The 22,620-nt window shown below is 67.3% G+C and carries 22 protein-coding genes and 1 pseudogene; 10 read left to right on the forward strand and 13 right to left on the reverse strand.

Features of this window, described 5'->3' with window-relative positions; translation table 11 throughout:
- The first annotated feature begins 150 nt into the window (after positions 1-150).
- The gene (locus ACYVDA_RS12390; RefSeq protein ID WP_460818669.1) at positions 151-3,543 is read left to right on the forward strand and encodes an NACHT domain-containing protein; all 3,393 of its coding nucleotides are present in this window, start codon (positions 151-153) and stop codon (positions 3,541-3,543) included.
- Between the two features lie 229 nt (positions 3,544-3,772).
- Positions 3,773-4,705, forward strand: coding sequence for a tyrosine-type recombinase/integrase (locus ACYVDA_RS12395; RefSeq protein ID WP_460818670.1), 933 nt, complete (start codon positions 3,773-3,775; stop codon positions 4,703-4,705).
- Between the two features lie 94 nt (positions 4,706-4,799).
- Here ACYVDA_RS12395 and ACYVDA_RS12400 read toward each other — a convergent pair whose 3' ends face one another.
- From ACYVDA_RS12400 to ACYVDA_RS12425, 6 genes are all read right to left on the reverse strand, one after another.
- Positions 4,800-5,102 carry a MerC family mercury resistance protein gene (locus ACYVDA_RS12400; RefSeq protein ID WP_460818671.1) on the reverse strand — a complete coding sequence of 101 codons (303 nt, stop codon included), beginning with the start codon at positions 5,100-5,102 and terminating at the stop codon, positions 4,800-4,802.
- Between the two features lie 240 nt (positions 5,103-5,342).
- A complete protein-coding gene (locus ACYVDA_RS12405; protein WP_460818672.1) occupies positions 5,343-6,236 on the reverse strand; it encodes a cytochrome c biogenesis CcdA family protein in 894 nt (297 codons plus the stop codon).
- Positions 6,233-6,835, reverse strand: a complete 603-nt coding sequence (locus ACYVDA_RS12410) for a TlpA family protein disulfide reductase (protein ID WP_460818673.1) — start codon at positions 6,833-6,835, stop codon at positions 6,233-6,235. Before ACYVDA_RS12410 ends, ACYVDA_RS12405 begins: the two co-directional genes overlap by 4 nt.
- A gap of 441 nt (positions 6,836-7,276) precedes the next feature.
- Positions 7,277-7,939 carry an alkylmercury lyase family protein gene (locus ACYVDA_RS12415; RefSeq protein ID WP_460818674.1) on the reverse strand — a complete coding sequence of 221 codons (663 nt, stop codon included), beginning with the start codon at positions 7,937-7,939 and terminating at the stop codon, positions 7,277-7,279.
- A gap of 83 nt (positions 7,940-8,022) precedes the next feature.
- The gene (locus tag ACYVDA_RS12420; protein ID WP_460818675.1) at positions 8,023-9,375 is read right to left on the reverse strand and encodes a dihydrolipoyl dehydrogenase family protein; all 1,353 of its coding nucleotides are present in this window, start codon (positions 9,373-9,375) and stop codon (positions 8,023-8,025) included.
- The gene (locus tag ACYVDA_RS12425; RefSeq protein ID WP_460818676.1) at positions 9,372-9,686 is read right to left on the reverse strand and encodes a thioredoxin family protein; all 315 of its coding nucleotides are present in this window, start codon (positions 9,684-9,686) and stop codon (positions 9,372-9,374) included. Before ACYVDA_RS12425 ends, ACYVDA_RS12420 begins: the two co-directional genes overlap by 4 nt.
- A gap of 55 nt (positions 9,687-9,741) precedes the next feature.
- Here ACYVDA_RS12425 and ACYVDA_RS12430 point away from each other — a divergent pair, with 55 nt between their 5' ends.
- The 5 genes from ACYVDA_RS12430 (at position 9,742) to ACYVDA_RS12450 (ending at position 15,255) form a co-directional block, all read left to right on the forward strand.
- Complete coding sequence (locus tag ACYVDA_RS12430; protein WP_460818677.1) at positions 9,742-10,152, forward strand: heavy metal-responsive transcriptional regulator; 411 nt, start codon at positions 9,742-9,744, stop codon at positions 10,150-10,152.
- A 103-nt stretch (positions 10,153-10,255) separates the two neighbouring features.
- Positions 10,256-10,507 (forward strand): SHOCT domain-containing protein, encoded by a 252-nt coding sequence (locus ACYVDA_RS12435; RefSeq protein ID WP_460818678.1) that lies wholly within the window; start codon positions 10,256-10,258, stop codon positions 10,505-10,507.
- A 645-nt stretch (positions 10,508-11,152) separates the two neighbouring features.
- Complete coding sequence (locus ACYVDA_RS12440; protein ID WP_460818679.1) at positions 11,153-12,328, forward strand: MFS transporter; 1,176 nt, start codon at positions 11,153-11,155, stop codon at positions 12,326-12,328.
- Between the two features lie 135 nt (positions 12,329-12,463).
- The gene (locus tag ACYVDA_RS12445; RefSeq protein ID WP_460818680.1) at positions 12,464-13,204 is read left to right on the forward strand and encodes a DUF3105 domain-containing protein; all 741 of its coding nucleotides are present in this window, start codon (positions 12,464-12,466) and stop codon (positions 13,202-13,204) included.
- A 95-nt stretch (positions 13,205-13,299) separates the two neighbouring features.
- The gene (locus tag ACYVDA_RS12450; RefSeq protein WP_460818681.1) at positions 13,300-15,255 is read left to right on the forward strand and encodes a copper resistance CopC/CopD family protein; all 1,956 of its coding nucleotides are present in this window, start codon (positions 13,300-13,302) and stop codon (positions 15,253-15,255) included.
- A gap of 5 nt (positions 15,256-15,260) precedes the next feature.
- Here the strand turns inward: ACYVDA_RS12450 and ACYVDA_RS12455 are convergent, their stop codons facing one another.
- A complete protein-coding gene (locus tag ACYVDA_RS12455; protein ID WP_460818682.1) occupies positions 15,261-15,935 on the reverse strand; it encodes a TlpA family protein disulfide reductase in 675 nt (224 codons plus the stop codon).
- A 258-nt stretch (positions 15,936-16,193) separates the two neighbouring features.
- On the opposite strand from ACYVDA_RS12455, the gene ACYVDA_RS12460 reads away from it, so the two are divergent.
- The 3 genes from ACYVDA_RS12460 to ACYVDA_RS12470 all read left to right on the forward strand — a co-directional run bounded on the left by ACYVDA_RS12460 (position 16,194) and on the right by ACYVDA_RS12470 (position 17,242).
- Positions 16,194-16,670 carry a TlpA family protein disulfide reductase gene (locus ACYVDA_RS12460; RefSeq protein ID WP_460818683.1) on the forward strand — a complete coding sequence of 159 codons (477 nt, stop codon included), beginning with the start codon at positions 16,194-16,196 and terminating at the stop codon, positions 16,668-16,670.
- 102 nt (positions 16,671-16,772) lie between these two features.
- On the forward strand, positions 16,773-17,015 hold the full coding sequence (locus tag ACYVDA_RS12465) for a hypothetical protein (RefSeq protein ID WP_460818684.1): 243 nt from the start codon (positions 16,773-16,775) through the stop codon (positions 17,013-17,015).
- A gap of 41 nt (positions 17,016-17,056) precedes the next feature.
- Complete coding sequence (locus ACYVDA_RS12470; RefSeq protein ID WP_460818685.1) at positions 17,057-17,242, forward strand: hypothetical protein; 186 nt, start codon at positions 17,057-17,059, stop codon at positions 17,240-17,242.
- 506 nt (positions 17,243-17,748) lie between these two features.
- Here ACYVDA_RS12470 and ACYVDA_RS12475 read toward each other — a convergent pair.
- From ACYVDA_RS12475 to ACYVDA_RS12500, 6 genes and pseudogenes are all read right to left on the reverse strand, one after another.
- Positions 17,749-19,107 (reverse strand): sensor histidine kinase, encoded by a 1,359-nt coding sequence (locus ACYVDA_RS12475; RefSeq protein WP_460818686.1) that lies wholly within the window; start codon positions 19,105-19,107, stop codon positions 17,749-17,751.
- Positions 19,100-19,795 (reverse strand): response regulator transcription factor, encoded by a 696-nt coding sequence (locus tag ACYVDA_RS12480; protein ID WP_460818687.1) that lies wholly within the window; start codon positions 19,793-19,795, stop codon positions 19,100-19,102. The genes ACYVDA_RS12475 and ACYVDA_RS12480 overlap by 8 nt, the downstream gene beginning before the upstream one ends.
- Positions 19,796-19,801: 6 nt before the next feature.
- Positions 19,802-20,566 (reverse strand): annotated as a pseudogene (locus ACYVDA_RS12485) (prolipoprotein diacylglyceryl transferase); the annotation flags it as partial.
- Between the two features lie 91 nt (positions 20,567-20,657).
- Positions 20,658-20,993 (reverse strand): hypothetical protein, encoded by a 336-nt coding sequence (locus ACYVDA_RS12490; RefSeq protein ID WP_460818688.1) that lies wholly within the window; start codon positions 20,991-20,993, stop codon positions 20,658-20,660.
- A gap of 242 nt (positions 20,994-21,235) precedes the next feature.
- The gene (locus ACYVDA_RS12495; RefSeq protein WP_460818689.1) at positions 21,236-22,192 is read right to left on the reverse strand and encodes a M56 family metallopeptidase; all 957 of its coding nucleotides are present in this window, start codon (positions 22,190-22,192) and stop codon (positions 21,236-21,238) included.
- Positions 22,189-22,581 (reverse strand): BlaI/MecI/CopY family transcriptional regulator, encoded by a 393-nt coding sequence (locus tag ACYVDA_RS12500; RefSeq protein ID WP_460818690.1) that lies wholly within the window; start codon positions 22,579-22,581, stop codon positions 22,189-22,191. Before ACYVDA_RS12500 ends, ACYVDA_RS12495 begins: the two co-directional genes overlap by 4 nt.
- Between the last annotated feature and the right edge of the window lie 39 nt (positions 22,582-22,620).

The following is a 22,620-nucleotide window of genomic DNA, read 5'->3' on the forward strand; positions in this document are numbered from 1 at the left end:
TGTCTAAAGGGCTGCACACCGGCGCCCAGAATGACGGTTGCCTGGGCGCCACTCAGACGCACGCCCCGCCGCGTTGCCGAGGGTCTGATTCCGGTCGGTGGACGGCCTAGGTTGGATGAAGACGCAAAATCACTCGAGGGGTGCGGACCGTTGGCCGAAAGTCGCTTCAAGTACCAATACGAGGCCTTGGGTGATCATGAGTTCCAGCTAATGGTCAACGCGGTGCTTGCCCACCAGTTCAAGGATTACGTTCCGCTGCCTCTTCGCCAGTCCGACGGCGGACGTGACGGTCTGAGCGGCGACGCTCAATCCCTCGTCTACCAGGTGAAGTGGTCAGTGAATGGGCGAGAGAAGAACCCCGTTCCATGGCTGGACGCCATCGTGGTGGGCGAAGAGGAGAACCTGCGCCGACTGGCGTCGGAAGGCGCCAAGCGGTACATCCTCGTCACAAACGTGCCCAGCACCGGCAGACCCGGGACCGGGACGTTCGACCAGATTCACGAGCGGCTCACCGAGCACGCAGCCGAGTACGGGTTCGAGCAGATGACGTGCATCTGGCGAGAGGCGCTCGACGCGTTCCTTGATTCAGCTCCCGAGTCGCTGTTGTGGAAGTACCCCGCCGTCCTCTCCGGCGTGGACGCGATGCGCTACCTCATGGCTAGCGACTACGTCGGCGACGAGTCCGCTCTCAGGCAGCGACTGCGAACCGTCGCCACCGTCCAGTGGGACGAGGACGAACGCGTCAAGTTCAGCCAGGTGGACATAGACCGCGAACGCGTCGTTGACCTGTACATCGATGTGGGCGCAATGCGGCTCGAGCACGTCGGAAACCGTCGGTTCGAGAAGGTCAGAACAAGGGACACGTTCGCAGGCGCCGCCGCCTACCTCCTTAAGCCGCGGACCACTCATGAAACCCAACCGATAGGCACCCTCGTGCGCGGCGCGCCGGGCCAAGGGAAGTCGACTCTGTCGCAGTACGTCGCACAAGCTCACCGCAGCTCGTTCGTCCCCGACGACCTGCGCAAGGACAACCTCCCCGCGGTCGTCCAGCCTCTGTACCCCATCCGATTCGACCTGAGCGACTACGCGCGTTGGATGGCCGGCATCGACGTGTGGGACACCGAGGGCGACCAACCCAAGAGGTCCAAGCGCAAGGCCGCCGCACAAGCCACGATCGAGTGCTTCGTCGCGGACCTCATGACGCACGCATGCGGCGGCACCACTGTTACGCCCGACGGCGTGAGCGACATGTTCAACACCATCCCAAGCCTCGTGGTCCTAGACGGACTCGACGAGGTGGGCGTTCCCACCGTGCGAACCAAAGTCGTTACGGCGATCGACAAGTTCGCCTCCCGATGCAAGGGCTACGCGTACCCACCTAGGCTCATCGTCACCACTCGGCCGAGCACCAACGAGCTCGAAGAACCGTCGCTGGACAGTTTCGAGCTGCTCGTCCTCTTGCCGTTCGACGAGAAGCAACGCGATCAGTACATGCGCAAGTGGACGGCCGTTCGCGGTATCACCGGGTCGGACGGACGCAACCTGCGGAAGGCCTACCGCCAGAAGATCGCCGAGCCGTACCTGGCAGACCTGGCCACCAACCCGATGCAGCTCACCATCCTCCTAGATCTGCTCAACCGGCTCCAGGAAGCGACCCCGACCCAGCGGACGGCGCTGTACGACTCCTACGTCGAGCTCCTGCTCGCCCGCGAAGCGAACAAGCACCCCGACTCCGTCAAGAAGCACCAGGACGAGCTGAAGGAGATGATCCCGTTCCTCGGCTGGCACCTGCACGCTCGCACCGAATCGGACCCCACCAACTCGAAGATGACGGTCAACGACCTCAAAGCCACGATGCGCCACTTCCAGCGCACCTACGAGAAGCCCGAACAGGTCGTCGACGAGATGTTCGAAGCAACCACCGACCGCCTCTGGACTCTGACGAGCAAGACTGACGGCTGGTACGAGTTCGAGGTTCAGTCGCTCCGCGAGTACTTCGCAGCGCGGTTCCTGTACCGGTACGCCGGCGAAGGGCAACGCGGGTTCGACAACATCGACGTCTTTCGCGAGCTGCTCAAGCGGCCCTACTGGCTCAACACTGCACGGTTCTACGGTGGGAACGCAGCATTGGGAGAGGTGACCGACCTCGGGGACGGCGTCATTGAGGAGATGGCCGACGACCCTGCGCCGCCGTCCGTCATCGCCGGGTGGACCCTCCTCACAGACGGCGTCTTCACCGGCCGCCCCCGGGCCGCACGCAACGTCTTGAAGAGTCTGTGCCACGACGACAACCTCAAGACGCTCAACGACGCCCTCCGGCGCGGCGAAGTCGCACCGCTTCCGGAGCTTCCGCAGCCCACGGAAGGAGATGAAGACCCGACCTGGCTCCGACTCACCGCAGCCATCGCCGCAGGTCCAACTGACGAGGAAACGCGCCTCCGCGTCAGCACTCTGCGCGAGCTCATAGGCCAGAAGAAGGAGTTCGCCGCCTGGTGGCGCGACCAGATCCTCAACGTCATCGAAACCGGTGGCGATGCCACACCATGGCTGGAGATGGCCGCGGAGTGCGAAGCAGCTGCAGGACTCGAAGTCGATCTGACCGGCCTGGACCTCGAAGGCGAACTAGTCACCGTCCGGGTCCTCGACACTGGACTCGTACCGCCGGAGGGCAGCCAGTTCGAGTCCGACCTCATTGAGATGGTCCTCGGCGGGCACGCGCCGTACATCAGATCGACGAAGTCGCTCCCGGCACAGATCGCGGTCGCTTTCGCATCCGAGAGCTTCCTGGATCACGAGAGGGCGAGCTTCCCCGACCCGGACTATGAAACGACCAGACGCCGCCAAGAGGCGCACAAGTACCTCAAGCGTCGGCGACCCGACCTCGCAGCAGCAGCACGAAACCGCCGCTTCAAGGCCGGCCAGATGGGAAGCACGTTCCCCTGGTCAAACACGGCGTCCGCCGTCTTCGAGGCCGCCGGACCGTCCTGGCTCGCCTCGCACATCGCCATCATCGGAGCCGCCACCCCGATGAATCTCGGGTTCAACCGGAAGACCGGCACCACAGCGTTCGGCGCCAAGAGCCACCCCGCGACGCTCCTCCAGCAGACCCGCAAGAACTGCGCCGACACCACATGGTGGAAGACCCAACTCGACACGCTCACCAAACCGAACCAACGCGCCACCGAACGCGCACTCGCTGAATGGTGCGCAGCACTGTGGTGCCTCGCGACGCCCGAGGTCATCGAGAACCTCTACGACGACTGGACCGCGACATTTGCAGACCTCACGAGCTACGCGCGCCCAGTCATCGACCTGGTCCTGCGAACCAGCGCCCATGGGTACCTGCGGAAGTTCAGCACCGACCTTACCGCCACCGACCCAGCGGTCGTCGCCATGCTGACCTTCCGCAACCCCGGCTGGACGGCTCCCGCGTCGGACTCGACTTTCACCCCACACCCGGCACCGGTCGAGCACCCTGCCCTCATCGAAGTCGCACGATCCAACAACTGGTTCAAGGTCGACTCACAAGGCGCGTACCGATAGGCGATGCATCTAGGGCTCCGACCAGCCCAGCACCTGCTGCGTGGGTCCCCTCGCCGCGAGTGCCGCTCGCAAGGCCCGACCACAATTCGAGCCGTGTCCACTTAGTGACGGGTTTCCCGGACACCCCGGGCAGCCGAACCCGGCCCTCCCGAGGGTCAGGTGCACCGCCACCAGCCCATCACTGAGCCCGGGCACCACCACCGACGAGGGTTGGCTGTGCAGTGCGGCCATGACCCACCTGACCGACCTGTCCGCCACACACGCCCTCGACCGCCTCGCCGACTGGCAGACCGCCCTGTGCGCGGAGAACAAGAGCCCCGGCACCCTCGCCGTCTACACCGACGGGACCACCCGCTACCTGCGCTGGTGCGCCGCCAACGACCACCTCCCGATGAGCCGCGCCTCCCTCAACCACTGGGTCGCCGGCCTGCCTGACGCCGGCGCCGCACCCGGCACCGCCCGCATCCGGCAACAGGCCGTACGCCGCTTCGCCAACTGGCTGACGGCCGCCGGCGAGATCCCCATCGACCCGTTCCCCGGCGTGAAGGCACCCCGCGTCGAACCAGCCCTGGTCGAGCCGCTCACCGACGACGAGCTGCGCGCCCTCATCGCGACCTGCGCCGTGCCCGAAGATCAAGGACCGATGGGGGACCGGCTGCACCATCGCCGCGATGAGGCCATCATCCGCCTCATGTTCGAGACCGCGATCCGATCCGGCGAGGTCGCCGACCTCCAGCTCGACGACATGGACCTGATCGAGCGGCTGATCACCATCCGTCGTGGCAAGGGCGGCCGCGGCCGAATCATCCCGATCGGACAGGCCACCACCGACGCGCTCCTTCGCTACCTCAGCGAACGCGAGCAGCACCCGCTCGCGGACACCCCGGAGCTACGGCTGGGCGGCCGCGGCAAGCGATTCGGCCGCGAAGGCCTCGCCCGTTCGCTGCGACGCCGAGCCCAGCGCGCCGGCGTCACAGGGTTCCGACCCCATCGGCTCCGCCACACCGCCGCTCACCGCTGGCTCGCCGCCGGCGGCTCCGAGTCCGGCCTCATGGCCGTCGCCGGCTGGACCCGCACCGACATGCTCGTCCGCTACACCCGCGCCCGCGCCTCCGAACGAGCCGCCCAAGAAGCCAGGCGCCTCGATCTCGGGGCCATCTGATCTGTCCGTTGGGGGGACATACTTGCCGAGTACGAAGAGACTGCCCCTGGCTTGGGCATCGTGTCGCCGGACCGTGCAGCAGACCCAACCGTCCTCACTTGGGGAACGCAGTCTCTGCGGCATCGGGTCGTGCCACTCGACAGCGCCGAATCAGAATGAGGTCCCAGATCTGAACACCGAGAAAGACCGCAAGGCCGGCCCACACAACCGGGTGCGGCGTGCCGCCGATGGTGAAGATGAACAGGAAGACCCAGGCTCCGGCAACTGCGGTCAGGATCAGGGGCAGTGGATTGCGGTGGCGCCGGTAGGTGAGCCCGCTGCCCACCAGGGTGAAGATGATGGTGGCGACGAGGAGGGGTTTGAGAGTCGCGTCCCTGGTCAAGAAAGTCGCGCCCACCGCGAGGCGAGCGAGAGCGCGGCCGTGAAGCCCAGGCAGCAGAGCGTGGTGAACGCTGCTGCTACCGCGCCGACGCGGGGTAGCAACCGCTGCCACAGGGGGACGTGCGCCGCGGAAGGTGAAGTCGGGTAGCCCCGAGCTTGTGGTCTCATGATCCCGTTTCCTTCACCTGTCGGTCGAGCACCAGCGGACGAGCGCTGGGTCGTTGCTCTGGTTCTGGTCCGAGACGTTTCAACTTCTTCATCGGGGCCGCTTGGTGTCGGACATCGTGCGAGATCGCGGTGTGCTGGGAGCCCGGGTGTGCGACGCGAGAAGCGTGGCGGCCGCGGTGCCGGCGACGATGAGACCGGCGACGAGAACGACGGCCAGCTGGTGCGTGCTCAACCAGGTGGACACCTGCGCGGACAGCGTAGAGACGCCACGATCGGAGGGGCGAGCTGAGCCGAACAGCTGGGGGAGCCAGTAGTAGAGAAGGTAGAGACCGCTGAGCGCGAGCAGCGCCCCGGCGATGCGGGCGGCGTGTGGGGCGATGGCGCGCAGGCTGCGTGCCAGGGCGGTCGCGGTTCCGGCGGCGAGCAGGGCGAGGCTGACCAGCAGCAGGGCGGATCCTGCAGCGTAGGCGGTGAACACGGCAAGCACGCCGATCCAGGTGGTGGCGGCGGCCTGGGTGACCACGGCGAGGAGGACCGCCAGGGTGCAAGAGGCCGAGGCGATCGCGTAGCCGGAGCCGAACGCGACCAGTCGCCGGGTGCCGGTGACGTGAATGGGGTCCGGTTGGCGCCCCGGCAGCCGGAGCGCGGGGTGCCAGCCGGCGAGCATCGCCAGACCGATCAGGGCGAGGACGGCGCCGAGGGCGGCGGCAACCCAGGGGACCAGGGTGATCACCGCGCGGACCCCGACGGTGAGGAGCAGTCCGATGATCGTGAAGGTGGCGGTGAATCCGAGGGCGAGGGCGAGACCGGCACGCAGCCCGGCGGTCAGTCGCCTCACGGTGCCCGCGGTGCCGCCGGAGTCGTCCGAAGCGCTGAGGCCGCCGGAGGTGGCGGTCAGTACGGCCGGAAGCAGTCCGAAGCCGCAGGGGTTGACGGGGGCGAGCAGCCCGGCACCGAAGGCGAGCGCGACGAGGCCGCTCACTCGGCACCGGCCTGGGTCAGGGCGGAGCGGATCTGGGTGGCGGTGGGGTCCACGCCGCGGTACACCTCGGTCCCGGAGGTGTCGAGAACGACCGCGGTGGACAACTGGGCGAGCTGGTAGGCCCGGGTCAGTGCTGCGTCGGTGTCACGGGCGTAGGCCAGGGTGTCGGCGTGGTTGGCGGTGAGGAACTCCCGCACAACGTCGACGGACTCGCTGGGGTCGATGTCGACGGCGACATAGTTGACGTTGGGAGTGCTGGTCTGGGCCTCGGCCAGGGCGCGCGCGCCGGGGCCGCAGGAGCCGCAGCTGGCGGAGAAGAAGAACACGACGCTGGGCTTGTCGCCGGGCACGGCGACCTGGTCCCCGGACAGCGTGGTGGCGGTGAACGCGGTCGCTGCTGGGCTGCTGGACCCAGAGGTCGAGGACGCGGCACCAGCAGCCGGAGCCGGCTGGGAGTGGAACGCGGTGTAGGTGACTGCGAACACGAGCAACGTAACCACCGCGGCACCCACGACTACCAGCCAGCGTCGCCGGGTCCGGCCCACAGGCCCCAGGCCGGAGGCCGGCGGGGGAGGCGTGGAGGTCGGGGTGGTGGTCATGGTTGCCGCTCCTGCGTCGAGGTCGAATGAGGTCTCAGACGGGGATTACCCGCGCGCCGCGGGTGCCGGGGAGACCCACGGGCGTTGAGGCTCGGCGGACGAGGTGGCATCAGCAGCATCGGTCGCGTGCCGATGTGGTGGCCGGGGAGGTGCCGGCGGGGCGGGTGCTGTGTGTGCGGCGCCGCATCCCCCAGACGCCGAGGACAACAGCGCCGATGAGCATCAGGACGGCTCCGGCGACCCCGCCGAGGACGGCGCCGCTTCCGGCGCTCACGCCGGCCGCGAGCAGCAGGGGCAGACCGCAACAGGCGATGGGCAGCAGGGCCAGGAGCCCAAGCCACCAGCCGGAGGGTCCTCGCCGTGCTTCCTGGTTCCGGGGCGTGCCTGTGTCATCGAGCGGGTACGGCGTTGGGTGCTGCCGATCAGTGCGCGAGGGCTGGGTCATGCGACGTCCTTCCGTGCGTTGAGGAGCCCGCCGAAGATCAACGTTCCGGCTTCCACCGCGTCCGAGAAGGCGAGGACAACACCGTCTAGGGCGTGCGTGCGCTGGTAGGCGAGGGCCGTGTCCCGGGTGGTGAAGAAGTTGATCACCGGACAGCAGGTCTCGGTGAGACGTCCTTGGCCTGAGGAGCCGAGGAACACGACTGCGTCGACCGGTTGCCAGGTCCAATGCCCGGAACGGCTGCTCGCGGTGACCGGCTCACCGGTCAACGGGTCGAGCGACTCGACGTCGACGTCGCGGCCGAGCATGGCCGCGATGCCCAGGGCGTCGACGGCGCAGTTCGCGGACACGGTCGGACCGTCAAGGATCCGGACCCGGTGCGCTGTGGGTCTGGCCGCGAACGGGACGCCGCCGGTGATCTCTCGACCGGCGGGGTCCAGGAACACCAGCTCTGTATCGGCGAGGTGGCGCAGAGATGCGTCGAGGTCGATGTGGAGTTCCCTGGCCCAGGTCTCGAGCTGATGACGTGTCGGCGGCTTCCCGCTCTGCCCCAGGGCGAGCAGCGTCTGCCGGTGCAGCATTTGCAGCGACTCGGGAAGCGAGGCGCGTTGGATCAGCAGGTTGTCCGCCGGTAGGCCGGCGGCCTCCATGAGGGTCTTCACTGGTGAAGTCATTGAACTCCGTTCGTCGTGTCGCGGCCGGCCTGTCGAAGCACCCGACCTTGTGGCAATGGGTCAGGTCGGGTTCAGAGCATGGAGCCGAGATCTGAGCCGACCGTGGGGTAGGCAGCGGTCATGGACTTCAGCTGACGGCTGGTCAGGTCGAGCTTCATGGCGAGGGCGAGGAAGTTGATGAGTTCGCCGTATTCAGGCCCGAGCAGGTGCGCGCCGACGACCCGGTCGCTGGACCGGTCGATGAGGATCTTGGCGGCGGCAGTGGTCTCACCGATCCGATAGTTGGAGTACCAGCCGCTGGTGTCGCTGTAGCGGACATTGACCTCGATGCCCTGGTCCGTGGCGTCTTGTTCGAGCATCCCTACCCGGGCGAGCTCGGGGATCGTGAACACCGCGGTCGGGACACCGGCGTAGTCAGGGACGGTCGTGGTTCCTTTGAGCATGTTGGACGCGGCGACCTTGCCCTCGAAGACCGCGACCGGGGTCAGCGGCATCCCGGGGGTGTTGGCTGAGTCGCCGGCGGCGTACACGGCCAGGTTGGTGGTGCTCTGCAGGTGAGCGGCGACCTGTATCCCGTGCTCGTCCCACTCGACGCCGGCAGCGTCGAGGTCCAGGCCGGAGAGCTCCGGTGTGCGGCCCGCGCCGTGGACGACGAGGTCGAACTCCAGGGTCTCGGGCTGGCCGGATCGTTCGACGGTGACCTGGTAGCCGCTCTCGGACTTCTCGATCCCGGTGATCGTTGTCGATCGCTGGAGTTCGATGCCGGCCTCGGTGCCCCGGGTGATCAGGAGCTCGACGAGGTCGGGGTCGAACCCCTTGAGAGGACGCGGTCCGCGGTCGATGATGGTCGGGGTACTGCCGGCACGCGCCGAGATGTGCGCGAACTCGAAGGAGATGAACCCACCCCCGACGAACAGGATCCGCGGCGGGAGCACCTCCAAATCGAGGAAGTCGGTGCTGTCGACCAGGTGCTCGTGGCCTGGGAAGTCCAGCGGGCGTGGGCGTGCACCGGTGGCGATCAGGAAATGCTTCGCCTCGTAGCCGGTGCCGCCGATCTCGATGGCGTTCGTGTCCGTGAACCGGGCAACGCCGTGAAGAGTGTCGATGCCGTTGCGGGTGAGGCTGTCCTCCATGTTTCGGGGGACTGGGTCGGTGAAGCCGTGCTTGTGTTTCATCAGGTCGGCCCAGTTGATCGACAGCCCGGCATCGTCGATGCCCTTGCCGCGCATCAACCGGGCGCTGTCGATGATCTCCGCACCACGGCGCAGGATCTTCTTCGGGTCGCACCCACGCAGCGCACACGTACCCCCGTAGGGCAGCGCGTCGACGATCGCGACGTGCCAGCCCTGCGAGGCGCACTTGTTGGCCGCAGGGACACCGGCCATGCCGGCGCCGATGACGATCAAGTCGTAGCTGCGCGTCATCGCATGGCCCCGTTTGTCACGGCGAACGCTGCTCGGAGCTGCTCGAGCGTGGGCGCGCCGGCCGGGCCGTCGGGTGTGCGGTAGACCCGACACGACAACCCGACCCCGGCGTCTGGCTCGGCGAAGACGTCGACGCCGTCTACCAGGATGCTCGGCGAGCCGTGGAAACCCACTCGTTCGGCTTCGTCGATCGTGTCGACCAGGTGACGCGACACCGTGAGGTCGGGGCGTTCGGCGGCGATCGCGGCAAGACGCTCGTCGGCGATCTTCCAGTTCGGGCAGTCGTCGAAGTAGAGCAGGGCGATGTCCATGTCAGCGACCGTAAACCTTGATCCATGGTGCAAGGTCAAGCGTTAGGGTGGAGAGATGTTAATCGGAGAGCTCGCCGACGCGGCTGGCCTACCTAGCCAGACCATCAGGTTCTACGAGCGAAAGGGCCTCCTACCCGAACCCGAACGTGGAGCCAACGGCTACCGCACCTACGCCGCCGCCACACTCGCCCGGTTGCACTTCGTTCAGACCGCCCAGGCAGCCGGCCTCACCCTTGCCGAGATCGGCAGCATCATCGACCTCCGCGACGACGGCAACGTCCCCTGCGCACATGTCGCGACCCTCATCGACACCAAGCTGGCGAACGTGCGTGTACGCATCAGGAACCTCTCCGCGCTCGAAGCAGAACTCGAAGGTCTCATCGCACGCAGCCGCCGCATTGATCCCGCCGACTGCACCGACGCCGATATCTGCCACATCCTCTCGGCCGCTTCTCGCAGCGGGTAGTGAAGCCGACCCAAGAAGGTCCCGGTCGTCGTGCCTTCTTGGACCAACGACTGCTATCTAGCATAGTAGGAAGTGAACGCCGCTGTAGAACGAGTCAACACCGATGGTGAAGGAGAAGCAGATGATGGATGGCATGGGCGGCATGATGATGTGGATGTTGTTGTGGGGAATCGTCGGCTTGGTCCTCATCGGCCTGGCAGTTGTTGGAGTTGTCGCGATGGTCCGGCGCAGTGACCGCGAGCGAGATCGAATCCCGGGAGCGGAGTCGCCTGACGAGGTGTTGAAGCGGCGGTACGCCGCGGGTGAGATCGGCGAGGACGAGTATTTGAGTAGGCGGGCTGGGTTGAGGGACTAGTTCAGGAACCTCTCGGGCGTTGACCCCCGGTCCGGACCCGACGGTCGGGCAAGTAGCTGTTGTTGGATTTGACCCGGCGGGTGGTGAGGCCGAGCTTGATGGCCATGCCGAGGGTTTAGGCACCTCGCCGCGCTCGGGCCTGGAGGAGATGGGCGCCGACGATCTGGTCGTTTCGCTTGGGCGACGCGGATTTTCGCGGCTGCGGTCGTCTCGCCTATCCGGTAGTTGGAGTACCCGTCGCTGGCCAGGATTGCGGTTCGCACGTATCTGCCTGGCGCGACCGGCACCCCCGTCGCGAGGCAACCGCGAAGTTTACCCTCCAGGTCACCACGCAGGACACAACCCCGGTCGGGAGCCGTTCACATGAACTCTCACCGACATGTGCTCTCGGACAGAATCGAAACTTGTGACTGCAAGCTCGCCGGGCTCTCGCTCCAGTCGTTCCGCGCCCCAGGACTGAGGGTGGCCCAGACCGCGGATGAAGGCGGCGAATGGCCATGAGTGAGGCCGGAGAAGTCGAGTGCAGGCGCGGTCGCTGGCGGACTTGCCCGCCAGCCGCACAAGGAATGAACCGACGGATACCCATCGAGACGGAGACCTGAGCTGAGCGGCAGTGGAAGCTCCGCCGGACCGGGACTTCGCGAGGTGTTTGCGGATCCGGGCTACCGCCGGTTGTGGTCGGCCCGGACGGTGTCGCAGTGGGGGGACACCTTCAACGTCGTTGCCCTGGCGCTGCTGGTCTACGACCTGACGGGTTCCGGGCTCGGTGTCAGCGGGGTCGTGGTCGCCGAGATCCTGCCGGTGCTGCTGCTTGCGCCCTTCGCGGGGCCGTGGGTGGACCGGTGGCCCCGGGTGCGGGTGATGGTCGGCTCAGACCTGTTCCGACTGGTCCTGGCGATCGTCTTGGCGGTGTGGCACGACGCCCCGGTCGGGGTGTACGCGGTCGCGTTCGGGATGTCCCTCGGCGCGGTTTTCTTCAACCCCGCCGCGTCCTCGGTCCTGCCGGCGCTGATGAAGAAGGACGCACTGGTCGCCGCGAACAGCGGCATCTGGACCGCCGCAGTCCTCTCACAGGTCGTGCTCGCGCCGCTCGCGGGTCTTCTGGTCGTGGCGCTCGGCTACGGTCCAGCCTTCGCCGTCAACGCCCTCTCCTACGCGATCAGCGCCGTGGTGCTGCGCGGCCTACGAGTGCCGGGGCCCCCCGGACACGTGCAGCGACGCCGGTTGCTGGCCGAGGCCCGGGAAGGTGTCGCCGTCCTCGTGCGCCATCGCTTGCTACGTGCCCTCGCGGTCGGGCAGTTTCTCGCCGCGCTCTCGGCGGGCGCGACCAGTGCGCTGCTGGTGGTCCTCGCTCAGGAGCACCTTGGTGTCCGGGGACGCGGCTACGGACTGCTCATCGCCGCGATCGGGGTCGGAGCGGCCCTGGGGCCGCTCGTCCTGCTCCGGCTCGTCCGCCACCCGGCCCGCCCACTGTTCGTGTTCGGCCCGTACGGCCTCCGAGGGTTCGTCGACCTGGCGCTCGCCTCGGTCACCGCCGTGCCTGTAGCTGCTGGCGCGCTGGCCCTTTACGGGGTCGGCACCTCCACCGGCGCGGTGACGTTCAACTCTGTGCTCCAGGCCGAGACGCCCGAGCACGTCCGTGGACGCGTGTTCGCGGCCATGGATGTCCTCTGGCAGGGCGGCAGGCTTCTCTCCCTAGCGGTCGGGGGCACGCTGGCGGACCTGTACGGCATTGAGGCGGTCTACTACCTCGGCGGGGCGCTCCTGCTGGCCGCCGCGGCCGCCGGACTGGTCGCGAACCGGGGCGATCCCACCACGTGACAGCGACGGCCTGACAGCACACCCGGCGGACTCACCGCCCGCAGGACCGATACCGACGCCTACTACTATGTTCCTTCGTACCCAGGGGATGTCGTCCCCGTCGCACTGCTGACGCAGACTGAGAAGGGCTGGACATTGGCCAAGAAGCTAGAGGCCCGCGAAAGCCGCAAGGCGCGCGTGGACCAGCTACGAAAGGATCAGCAGAGGGCGGAGCGCAGACGCACGATCCTGGTCGTGGCGGCCTGTGTTGTGGTGGGAGCCGTGATCATCGGATTCGCCGCGTATCCATTGGTCAAGCGAAGTCGAGCTCAGAGTCAGTTCAATGGCAAGGCCCTGGATCAGATCGGTGCGGCAGCCTCCTCTGCAGGTTGCCAGCCTGTCGCGACGCAAGACGCGACCGGTAGCGCGGATCATCGGCAGGTTGGTACGGCGATCACGTACTCCACTGCCCCGCCGGCTTCTGGTCCTCACTGGGCGGTGCCCGCACCTTTCTCGCAGAAGTTCTACACCGGGCAGGACCGGCCCGGAGTCCCGACGCTGGTGCACAACCTGGAGCACGGCTGCACGATCCTGTGGTACGACGAGCGTGTCGCCAAGGACGCGCAACAGGTCGCTGAGGTTCGGGCGATTGCGAGGGTTTACGAGAAGGACGGTGGCGGCGCCGGCAAGTTCATCGCCGCTCCCTGGACTGCCGAGGACGGCGACCCGTTTCCTGGCCGCGCGCATGTTGCCATGAGCCACTGGTCTGCCGGCACGGGCGGTTCAGCGGCACAGGCCGGGGTTCTTCGGTACTGCTCGAGGGTCAGCGGCGAGGTGGTCGGCACCTTCGTCAAGCGGTATCCCTTCTCCGACTCTCCGGAACCGGCTGCAGGTTGATCGTGCAGATGATGAGGACTCCGAGACGACGCCATCGTGCGCAGCGTTCACCTCTCGAGATCGCCCCAAGGCTCGTCCGGCTTTTGCGGCGAGCGGTGCCCGCTCTGGGCCTGACAGTCCTGGTGCTGCTTGCGGTGCCAGCGGCTCCCGCGTCTGCGCACGCGACGCTCCTGTTCACCACCCCCACGGTGGACGGGGCAGTGCCGCATTCGCCGGGTCAGATCCAGCTCGTGTTCGACCAGCCAGTCATCCCTTCGCCCTCCGGCATCCAGTTGACCGACGATCACGGAGCCTCGATGGCGGTCGGGATGCCGAAGGGGAACGGTCAGACCTTGACGGCTCGGGTGCTGGCGACGCTGCCGGTGGGCGAGTACACCGTGCACTGGCAGGGGCTCGCACGAGACGGTGACGCGATGCTGGGCGAGTTCCATTTCGCGGTCGGTTCGGACTCCGGTCTGACCGTCGGTGCCGGCGCGACCTCAGCGACTCGGGGGCTGCGGGTCACAGCGCTGTTGAGGTGGATGCTGTTCGCGGGCCTGGCGCTGGGCCTGGGTGGACTAGCCGGCGACGTGATCTCCCGGCGCCACGCTGAGCTCCGGCCGGTGTCGACCACGATCAGACCCTGGTTGTTAGCGGGGGCGGTTGTCGGGCTCCTGGCCACGCTGGGGCTTCTCGTCGCCCTTGCGGGGGATGGCTCAGTGCTGCGGGGTCTCGGGAGCGCCGATCTCGGACACGTGGTGACCACCGTGCCCGGACGGGTAGCAGCCGTCGAAGTGCTGGCGTTCGCTGTTGCCGCCGTGTTGTTCGTGACCCGACAACGGTTGCTCGGTGGCGTGGTTCTGAGCCTCGTCGCCGTCGCCGAGGGGTTTCGCGCCCATCCCCAGGCCGTGGTCCCCGGACTGGGCGCGGTCCTGACTGGGGTGCATCTGCTCGCAGTCGCCGTCTGGGTGGGTGCCCTGGTGCACGTGCTGCGGGTGGGGTACGCCGCGCGGCGGCGTGGGCTGCGGGCGGCGCCCATCGTGGCCGCGTACGCGCGGCTGGCCGTCTGGTTGTTCCTGGCGGTGGTGGTGTCGGGCACCGTCTCTGCAGTGCTGCTGATACCTGGCGACAGCTGGGTGCCTACGTTGTTCGGCACCGGATACGGCCTGTCGTTGGTGGTCAAGCTGGTCATGGTGGCGGCCGTCGCGGCGTTGGCTGTGGCTGCGCGACGCAGCCTGCGAGCACGCCCCGACCGAGCGCAGCCCCGCGCCGCCGCCCGGTTCGAGGCGGTCGGTCTGGTGGTCGTCCTGGGGTTGTCCGGGCTGCTCACGGCGCTTGCCCCTCCGGTCCGGGAGAACGGTCCGCTACCGTTCCCACCACCACCGGTGGGGTCAACCGAATCCCTGGGTGCACGAGCCGGGTGGATCGGCATCGGGACGACCCTCAGCGAGGGACAGCTCGTGGTCCGCCTGACCACGCCTGACTTGAACAAGTCCGTGCTGAAGGGCAGCGGCGCCCACTACGAGCTGGTCGGCGACCTGGCCGGGCCACGGGGTGGCGAGTCACACGACCTGTCCTTCCGGGCATGCGGGTCGGGATGCTTCGTGGCTCCCGCCCAGTGGACCCGGGGTTCCAGCACACTCACCCTCAAGGCGTCTTCGGACCGGTGGCAGGGCGGAAGCACCGCGATCCCGATCAGCTGGCCCGGTCGGCCCGCCCTGGGACGTCTGCGGCACATCGTCACCACGATGCGTCGGGTTCCCGCGTTCACCTTGCACGAGCAGGTCACGAGCAACACGAACCAGGGCGCGGGCCGACTCAACCGGCTACCGATGTCAGGTGAGGACTTCCTCAGCCGAGAGTCATATGGAAGCGGATCAGCGCCCACGGTGGTGCTGCTCGAGGAGCGTGCTGGCGAGACGACCTTGGCCCTCGCCTACCCGGGGGAGGGCACCTACGTTCGTCTTACAGTCGATCGAGACGGGCGGATTCTGCGGGAGACGTTGTCGGCCGCCAACCACCTCACCTCGCGCACCTTCGTCTACCCCGAAGGTGACGACGGCGAGCACTGATCGGCTCAGGGATTGGCCACCCGGTCGAGCACGGCATCGAGGTCTCGCGCCTCGAAGGCTCCGATGTGACGTTCCACGACAGCGCCGTCCGCGCCGATGATCACGGTCACCGGCAGGCCCGGGATCCGTAGATGCTTGAGCAGCATCGCGTCGGAGTCCGCCAGCTGGGGATAGGTGACCCCCACCTGGGTCAAGAACGCGGCGGCCGCCTCGGCACCATCCGAGGTGTCCACCCCGACGAACTGGACCCGTTGGCCATACCGGGTGTCAGCGGCTTGAAGGATAGGCATCTCCTGGCGGCACGGCCCGCACCAGGACGCCCACAGGTTCACCAGGACGGGTTTCCCGTGCAGCCGCGACAGGTCCACCGATGGCCCCCCGGTCAGGCACGGCAATGGCGTCGAGGGCAGATCGGACTGGGGATCTGACCGAGCGGGAAGCACAAGCCGGGAAAGCAGGCCACACGACTTCACGCCCTGGATACGAACAGGATCCTGCTTCCCCATGGACTGCTCGGCCGAGTCGTGGTTGCGACCCGGTGCCGAGGAGTCCGGCGGCGCGGCGCATCCCGTCAACGTCGCCAGCAGCGCCAACGGCAGGCATGCCAGGCGGGAGCGACGTCGCGACCATGGCGGGTCGGCGTTGGCGCGATGAAAGAGCTGAAGGTGGCTGCTGCGCATGTTCGTTTCGGACAGGGGGTCCGTCGCGACCCGCTTGGATGGTGTGCCGTCTACGATACGACATAGTAGAGACGCGTCGGGGTCCGACCTCCTCGCTCTGTCCGTGATGGAAGCCGTGGAGGGCGCATGAGAGTCAATCGAGGGCATCGTCACGGCGTTGGCCTGGCCATCGTCGTGTCCGTCGCGCTCCTGGCCTCCGCATGCGGGGGTCCAGGGGGCACCTCCCAGGACAAGGGGTACGTCGAGGGCGTCGGTGTCGTGGAACAGATCAAGCCCGTCGACCGGGTCAAGGTGCCTCCGGTCCAGGGACGGACGCTGGACGGAGCGCACTTCGAGAGTCGCGATCATCTAGGCAACGTGCTCGTCATCAATGTCTGGGGATCATGGTGTGCGCCGTGCCGCGCCGAGGCCCCGGTCCTGCGGAGGGTCTCCTCGGAGACCAAGAGGCAGGGCGTCCAGTTCGTCGGGATCGACGTGCGGGACAACGACGCCGCCGCCATCGCCTTCGAGCGCCGGTACAAGATCACCTACCCCAGCATCGCCACGGCGGACGCTGGGCAAGCGATCCTGGCGTTCGGCTCGATGCTTCCTCGCAATGCCATTCCCAGCACCTTGGTCGTCGACCGAGAAGGTCGGGTCGCGGCACGAGTCGTCGGCCGGACCACCTACGCCACCCTGCACACGCTCGTCTCGGACGCCGTGGCGGAAAGCAAGGGTGGCACGTCGAGACCATGACCCCGGGCGTGGCGCGAACGGACGGAACAGCCATCTACGATGTAGAGTAGTAGCCACAGGAGAAGGCCTTCCGAGTGCCTTCCTCGACAGAAGGACGACCCCATGGCCCAGCTTCTCTACCCTCTCGCAATCCTCGCCTGCCCCGTCGGGATGGGGCTGATGATGTGGATGATGATGCGCGGCGGCAAGTCCACCGACACAGCCGCCCAGGACCCCACCCGCACCGGTGCCGACGAGCTGACGCGTCTGCGCGCCGAGGTCGACCAGCTCCGCGCGGAACAGCGCGGCAACAACGGCAGCTCGAGCACCTACTCCGCGGGTGCCGGAACCGCGGATCGCGGCTAATGGAGACACTCCTTCCGCTTGGGGTGGCTGGAGCCGCCCTCGTGCTCACCTACTTCACCTGCCTTCGGCCGATGCGACGCGGTCACTGCATGATGATGCCCAGCAGGCAGGAGTCCGTCGAGAACCGCGCCGTCTCGGACGAGGCCGCACGGCTCCGCGCCGAGATCGCGGCCCTGCGAGGCGAGAACGTGGACGACGCCACCGCGGATCAAAGCCCTACGCGCTAGCAGTTGGTCTCGCACGCGAGGCGCCTGGCAACCGGATCCATACACAGAAAGGAGCCGTCATGCGTCGGTTCCAGACTCCCCTACAAGTGCAGCTCGCCCCCTCCGGACGCCTCGACCAGACGCCTACGCGCGCGAGCGGCAGCTACGGCCCCGCAGCCCTTGGGCGGAAGCGTTGAGCGACTTGAGTACGGCGAATGCTGGCGGGATGAATCAGTGGATGGCCCGGACCGAGACCGTGTTGGCGGCCTTCCCGGCATGGTCTGCGGGCGTGCGCTGTTTGGATCTGACCGAGGAGTTGGGCGAGCTCGCTCGCGCGATCCTGATCGCGGAGGGCCGCAAATCGGCCACCGAGAGCGAAGAGCCTGTCGCACAGGCTCTCTGCGGGGTGTTGTTCGATGTCTTCGCTCTGGCCCAGCACTACGGGGTCGACCTGGACGCCGAGTATGGCGAGCAGGTGACCCTGTTGGCCGCCCGGCGTGCTGAGGAGGGGGTACCTCGTGACCCGTCTACGGCTCGTCCACAGCCGGAAGTCGCACCAGGAAGGACGCCCCTCCTGCGGAGCGGTTGTGTGCGCTGACCTCGCCTCCGTGCGCGTGCACCAGGGCGGCCACCACGGCGAGTCCGATACCCGACCCGCCGGTTCGGACCTCGTGGCCCCGGTAGAAGCGCTCGAAGACGTGCGGGAGGTCCGCTGCTGCGATCCCTGGGCCGTCGTCGTCCACCCCCAGCTCGACCCATCCGTTTGCGTATCGCGTCGAGACGGTCACGGATCCTCCGCCGGGCACGAACTTCAAGGCGTTGGTCAGCAGGTTGGTGACGACCTGCTGAAGTCTCGTGTCGTCGCCTAGGACGACGGTCGGTTCCGTGGCCAGGACCAGGTTCAGCCGCTGTTCCTCGAACCGGTGTCTGAGCCCTGAGGCAGCGCTTTCAACGATGCCGGCGAGATCGATCCTCTCGCGGCGCAGATCGAACTCGACACTGTCGGCCGACGTCATCGTCTCCAGGTCAGCGGTCAGGCGACCAAGACGCAGCGTCTCGTCGTGCAAGGAGTCGAACACCGCCGGGCCCGGCTCGACGACACCGTCCTGCATCGCCTCGACCTGGCTACGAAGCACCGCCAACGGTGTCCGCAGCTCGTGTGCCACGTCCGCCGCGAACGCACGGCGTACTGCGTCCTGTCTCGCGAGCGAATCGACGAGATCGTTGAAGGCCCGGGCCAATTGTGAGATCTCGTCATCGCCGGGCACCTCGGCTCGTCGACTTCGCTCACCGGCTTGCAGGTCACGAGCGGCGTGGGTGAGCTCGGTGATCGGTCGGACGGTCCGACGGGCGACCAGCACGCCCGCTCCGACCCCGATGGTTCCCCCCAGCAGTGCCCCGAGGGCCAGGAGCCAGTTGACGGAGCGACGGAATCCCTGATCGACCAGGGGGACCGTGCCCTTCGGCTGCGCGACCAGGAGCTCACCGATCACTCGTCCGCGCACTGTGAGGGGGATGTGCTGTTGAGGAAGGAGAGGGCCGGCCGCGGTCATCTCGCGATGCATTCGTGCCATCCCTGGTCCCATCTGGCTATCCAGGGACCACACCGGCTTTCCTGACGGGCCGACGAGGCGTACGTCCGCACCGGTCATCGCAATCGCCGGGGCCAGCCGGTCCAGCCGGGCGGCCTGCCATCCCCGCCCTGGCTCGTAGGCCGAAGTGAAGGCGCTGGCCAACTGGCTCTCACGAGCCGCGCGTTGCTGGCCCAAGTAGGTGTCGAACCGGCCACCGAACGCCAGGTTGATCAGGACCGCGGTCAGCAGTGCCGATCCGAAGCCGATCACGACGAACGATACGGTCAGTCGCCGCGCGAGGCCGCTAGTCATCAGCGGTCTGGTCGAACTTGTAACCGATGCCGGGCACGGTTCGGACGAACTCGGGGCGGCGGGGATCGTCCCCGAGCTTGCGTCTGAGGTTCTTGACGTGCGCGTCGACGGTCCGCTCGTAGCCGTCGTAGTCATCGCCCTGGAGCCGCGTGACGAGCTCGAACCGGGACCAAGCGCGTCCAGGGCGAGACGTGAGCGTGGTGAGCAGATCGAACTCTGTGCGCGTGAGCTCGACCACGACTGACTCCAGGGTCACTTCGCGGCTGTCCAGGTCCACGACCAACCGCCCCTGTCCGTAGGACGCCTGATTGGAGCGGAAACCTCCCGCTCGACGCAGGACGGCCTCCACCCGAGCGACGAGCTCACGCGGGCTGAACGGCTTGGTGACGTAGTCGTCGGCCCCGAGCTTGAGGCCCGCGACGCGATCTCCCTCGCTTGCCCGCGCGGTCAACATCACCACCGGCACATCGGAGGTGCGACGCACCAGCCGGAGAACCTCTTCTCCCGGCAGGTCCGGAAGCCCCAGGTCCAGCACGACGAGATCAGGCTGGAGACGTCGGAAGATGTCGACGGCGTCATTCCCGGTCCCGGTGTCGAAGACCTGATACCCCTCGCGCTCCAAGTATGTGCGCACAAGGGATCTGATCTTCGGCTCGTCATCGACGACGAGGATCGTTCCGATGGCCATGCCTGATTATCTCGTCGCTAAGGGCGAAGGGGCCGACTCCTGGTTGTCGACACCGTGATCCCTGCGCGCATCGTCCGGGTAGGGGACCAACCCAGCACCGTCACCCGACCGACGTCGGCGGGGGATGAGCAGGTAGGCGCCTACAGCCACCAGGACCAGGGACCACAGTTGCGGCTGGGTCATCCCCAGGATTACCTCCTTGTTGATGCGCACCTCCTCGACCAGGAACCGCGCGGCCCCGGACAGCACCGCGTACAACCCGATGACCGTCACGGGTGCGGTGCGCTTGCGCACCCACCACAAGAACCCGGCGAGTACGAACGCGAAAGCCGATTCATACAGCGCGGTGGGGTGAACCGGGACCAGCGTCGGCATCGTCCCGTTGGGGAAGGCCATCGCCCAGGGGAGGTCCGAGGGTTTGCCGTAGGTGCCGTCTCCGGCCAGGAAGCAGCCGATTCGTCCGATGCCGTAGGCAAGGGAGAGCGGGGCTGCGACGATGCCGGCGAGCTGCCTCCAAGGGAGTTGGTAGCGCCTGGCCATCACGACCACGGTGATGATGCCGGCGATCAGGCCGCCGTACCAGGTGAACCCCGAGGAGCCGAAGTCGTGCCGGGTCATATCTCCCGCGTGCTCGGCCAGGTAGTAGAGCTTGCCGCCGCCGAAACCGAGCACGGTGGCGGCCAGCACGATGTTCCAGGCGCGCTCGGGGTCCCACCCGAGCCGCCGGAACTCACGGCCCAGCAGGTAGGCCGCTACCAGGGCGGCCAGTGCCTTGCTGACCCCCTAGCTGTTGATCGGGAAGCCGAAGATCTCGAACAGGACAGGTCTCACGTGGACTCCTTACCTTGTCACTGAGTCGTGACTACTTGGAGCCGGGCGTCATTGGTCGCATCCGGTGCATCCCCGAGAGACCGTGGGTCGACTTCTCTCCGGACATTCCACCCATCTTGGGCATGTCACCCATTGCGTCCGACATGAGCGTGCGCATCTGCTGGCGCATCTTCGCGTCGTCCATCATCTTCGACATGGACTCGGTCATCTGCTCCTGGGACTGCTTGTTGTTCATCATCGACGACATGCCGGGTCGTGACGGGGAAGTGGTGTCGTGCGTGCCGGCGGTGGCCCAGGTAGGAATGCCCACCAAGGCAGCCCCTGCCAGTACCCCTGCGGTCACCTGTACCAGTGAACGGATCGCCATCTCAGTCTCCTTCTCATCGCTGACGTGCGGTTCGCTTCGAGCTGCTTGACGTCTACGACCATGTCGCGCCGGTGTGAAGGAACGATGCGATTGATGTGGGTTCCTGATGCTCATTGGAACCGTTGGCACGCGCTCGAGGACAGGGGCCTGCAGACCGAGGAGGGCTCGGTATTGCCTTGCTCGCGGTGTGCTTGGCAGAACGGCTCCTTGGAGCGTCGATCCGCCCGCGAGCCGGAGCGGGGTCAGGTGGCCAAGGAGACGGGGCAATAGCCTGCTGAGACGACGGCCAGGGCCGGGGCGGCGGCAACGGCGAGGGGCGTTATTAGGATCAGGGCGACGCCAGCCAGGGTGGCCAGTCTTCGCAGCGGGTTCAGCGGGGCCGCAGGGTCGACGAGACGTCGAACGCGGACCAAGGCGGTCGAGCCCCCGGCCCCCAGCGCCCCAGCCGGCGTGGATCCTTCGGCCAACCGGACCAGAGCCGTGGCGAGCGTCAACCGGTCGACCGTGCGCATGGCAGCATCATCGGCGGCCATCTCGGTGAGACGGGCGACTTCATCCTCGGCATGGCGGAACGCCGGCACGAACGGGAACGCGGCACGCAATGAAGCCGCAAACTGAATCACCAGATGATGCCGCCCGCGGAGGTGGGCCCGCTCGTGGGCGAGCACGGCGGACATCTGCTCAGGGTCAAGGGCGTCCCGAGCGGCGGTGGTGATGACGATCTGACCGGCACGACCCGGGACGCAATAGGCCGCACAGGAGGCGTGATCGAGAACAACCACGTCTGGCTCCTTGTCAGGCCGAGCGATCAACGAGAGCTGGGTGCGCTGCCGGGCGCGTCCGGCTCGGGCAGTACGCCACGATTCGACCAGGCACTGCGCAACTCGACCGAGGACCACGAGGGACACCATCAGCCCGACCGTGCTCACCGCAGCTCCGCCGGGAGTCGAGTACTGGGCGCGCAGCAACATGACACACGTGTCCAGCAGACCGGCCAGGTCCGAGGTCACCAGCGAGACCGGCACCGCCAGGGAGAGTCCGGCCAACACCACCGAGGCGACCAGCGACCCCGACAGGGCCTGCCAGGCCACGATGCCTAGCCGGGGGGCACGCTCGGCCCACCGAGTCCGACGCAACAAGGACACCCCGAAGGTGCCGGCGAGCACGGCGTAGGCGATCAAGGCCACGGACGCGATCATTCGGCCGGGTCCTTCTTGCGCCGCCGACGCGAGATGACGGCTCGAAGCGCGGCGAGCTCCTCGGGGTCGATCTGTTGCACGAAGTGCATCAACGTTGCCGAGCGATCGCCACTGGAGGCCAGGACCTCCTCCATGAGCTCTGCGGTGTGCGCCTCGCGGGACTGCGCGGCGCTGTACCGGTAGGCGCGGCCCTCGCGCTCTCTAACCAGCAGAGCCTTGCGGTGCAGGTTGTCCATCACCGTCATCACGGTGGTGTAGGCGATGGTGCGGTCCCGCTGCAGGTCCTCCAGAACCTCACGCACCAGCACCGGGCGCTCCCACGACCACACCCGGTTCATGACTTCAGCCTCGAGCTGCCCAAGCTGACGCATAGACCCTGCGCTCCTCATCCGCCGCGGACCCGCAGCCCTCCATGCAATTCCTATACG

Source organism: Nocardioides korecus, assembly GCF_054778395.1.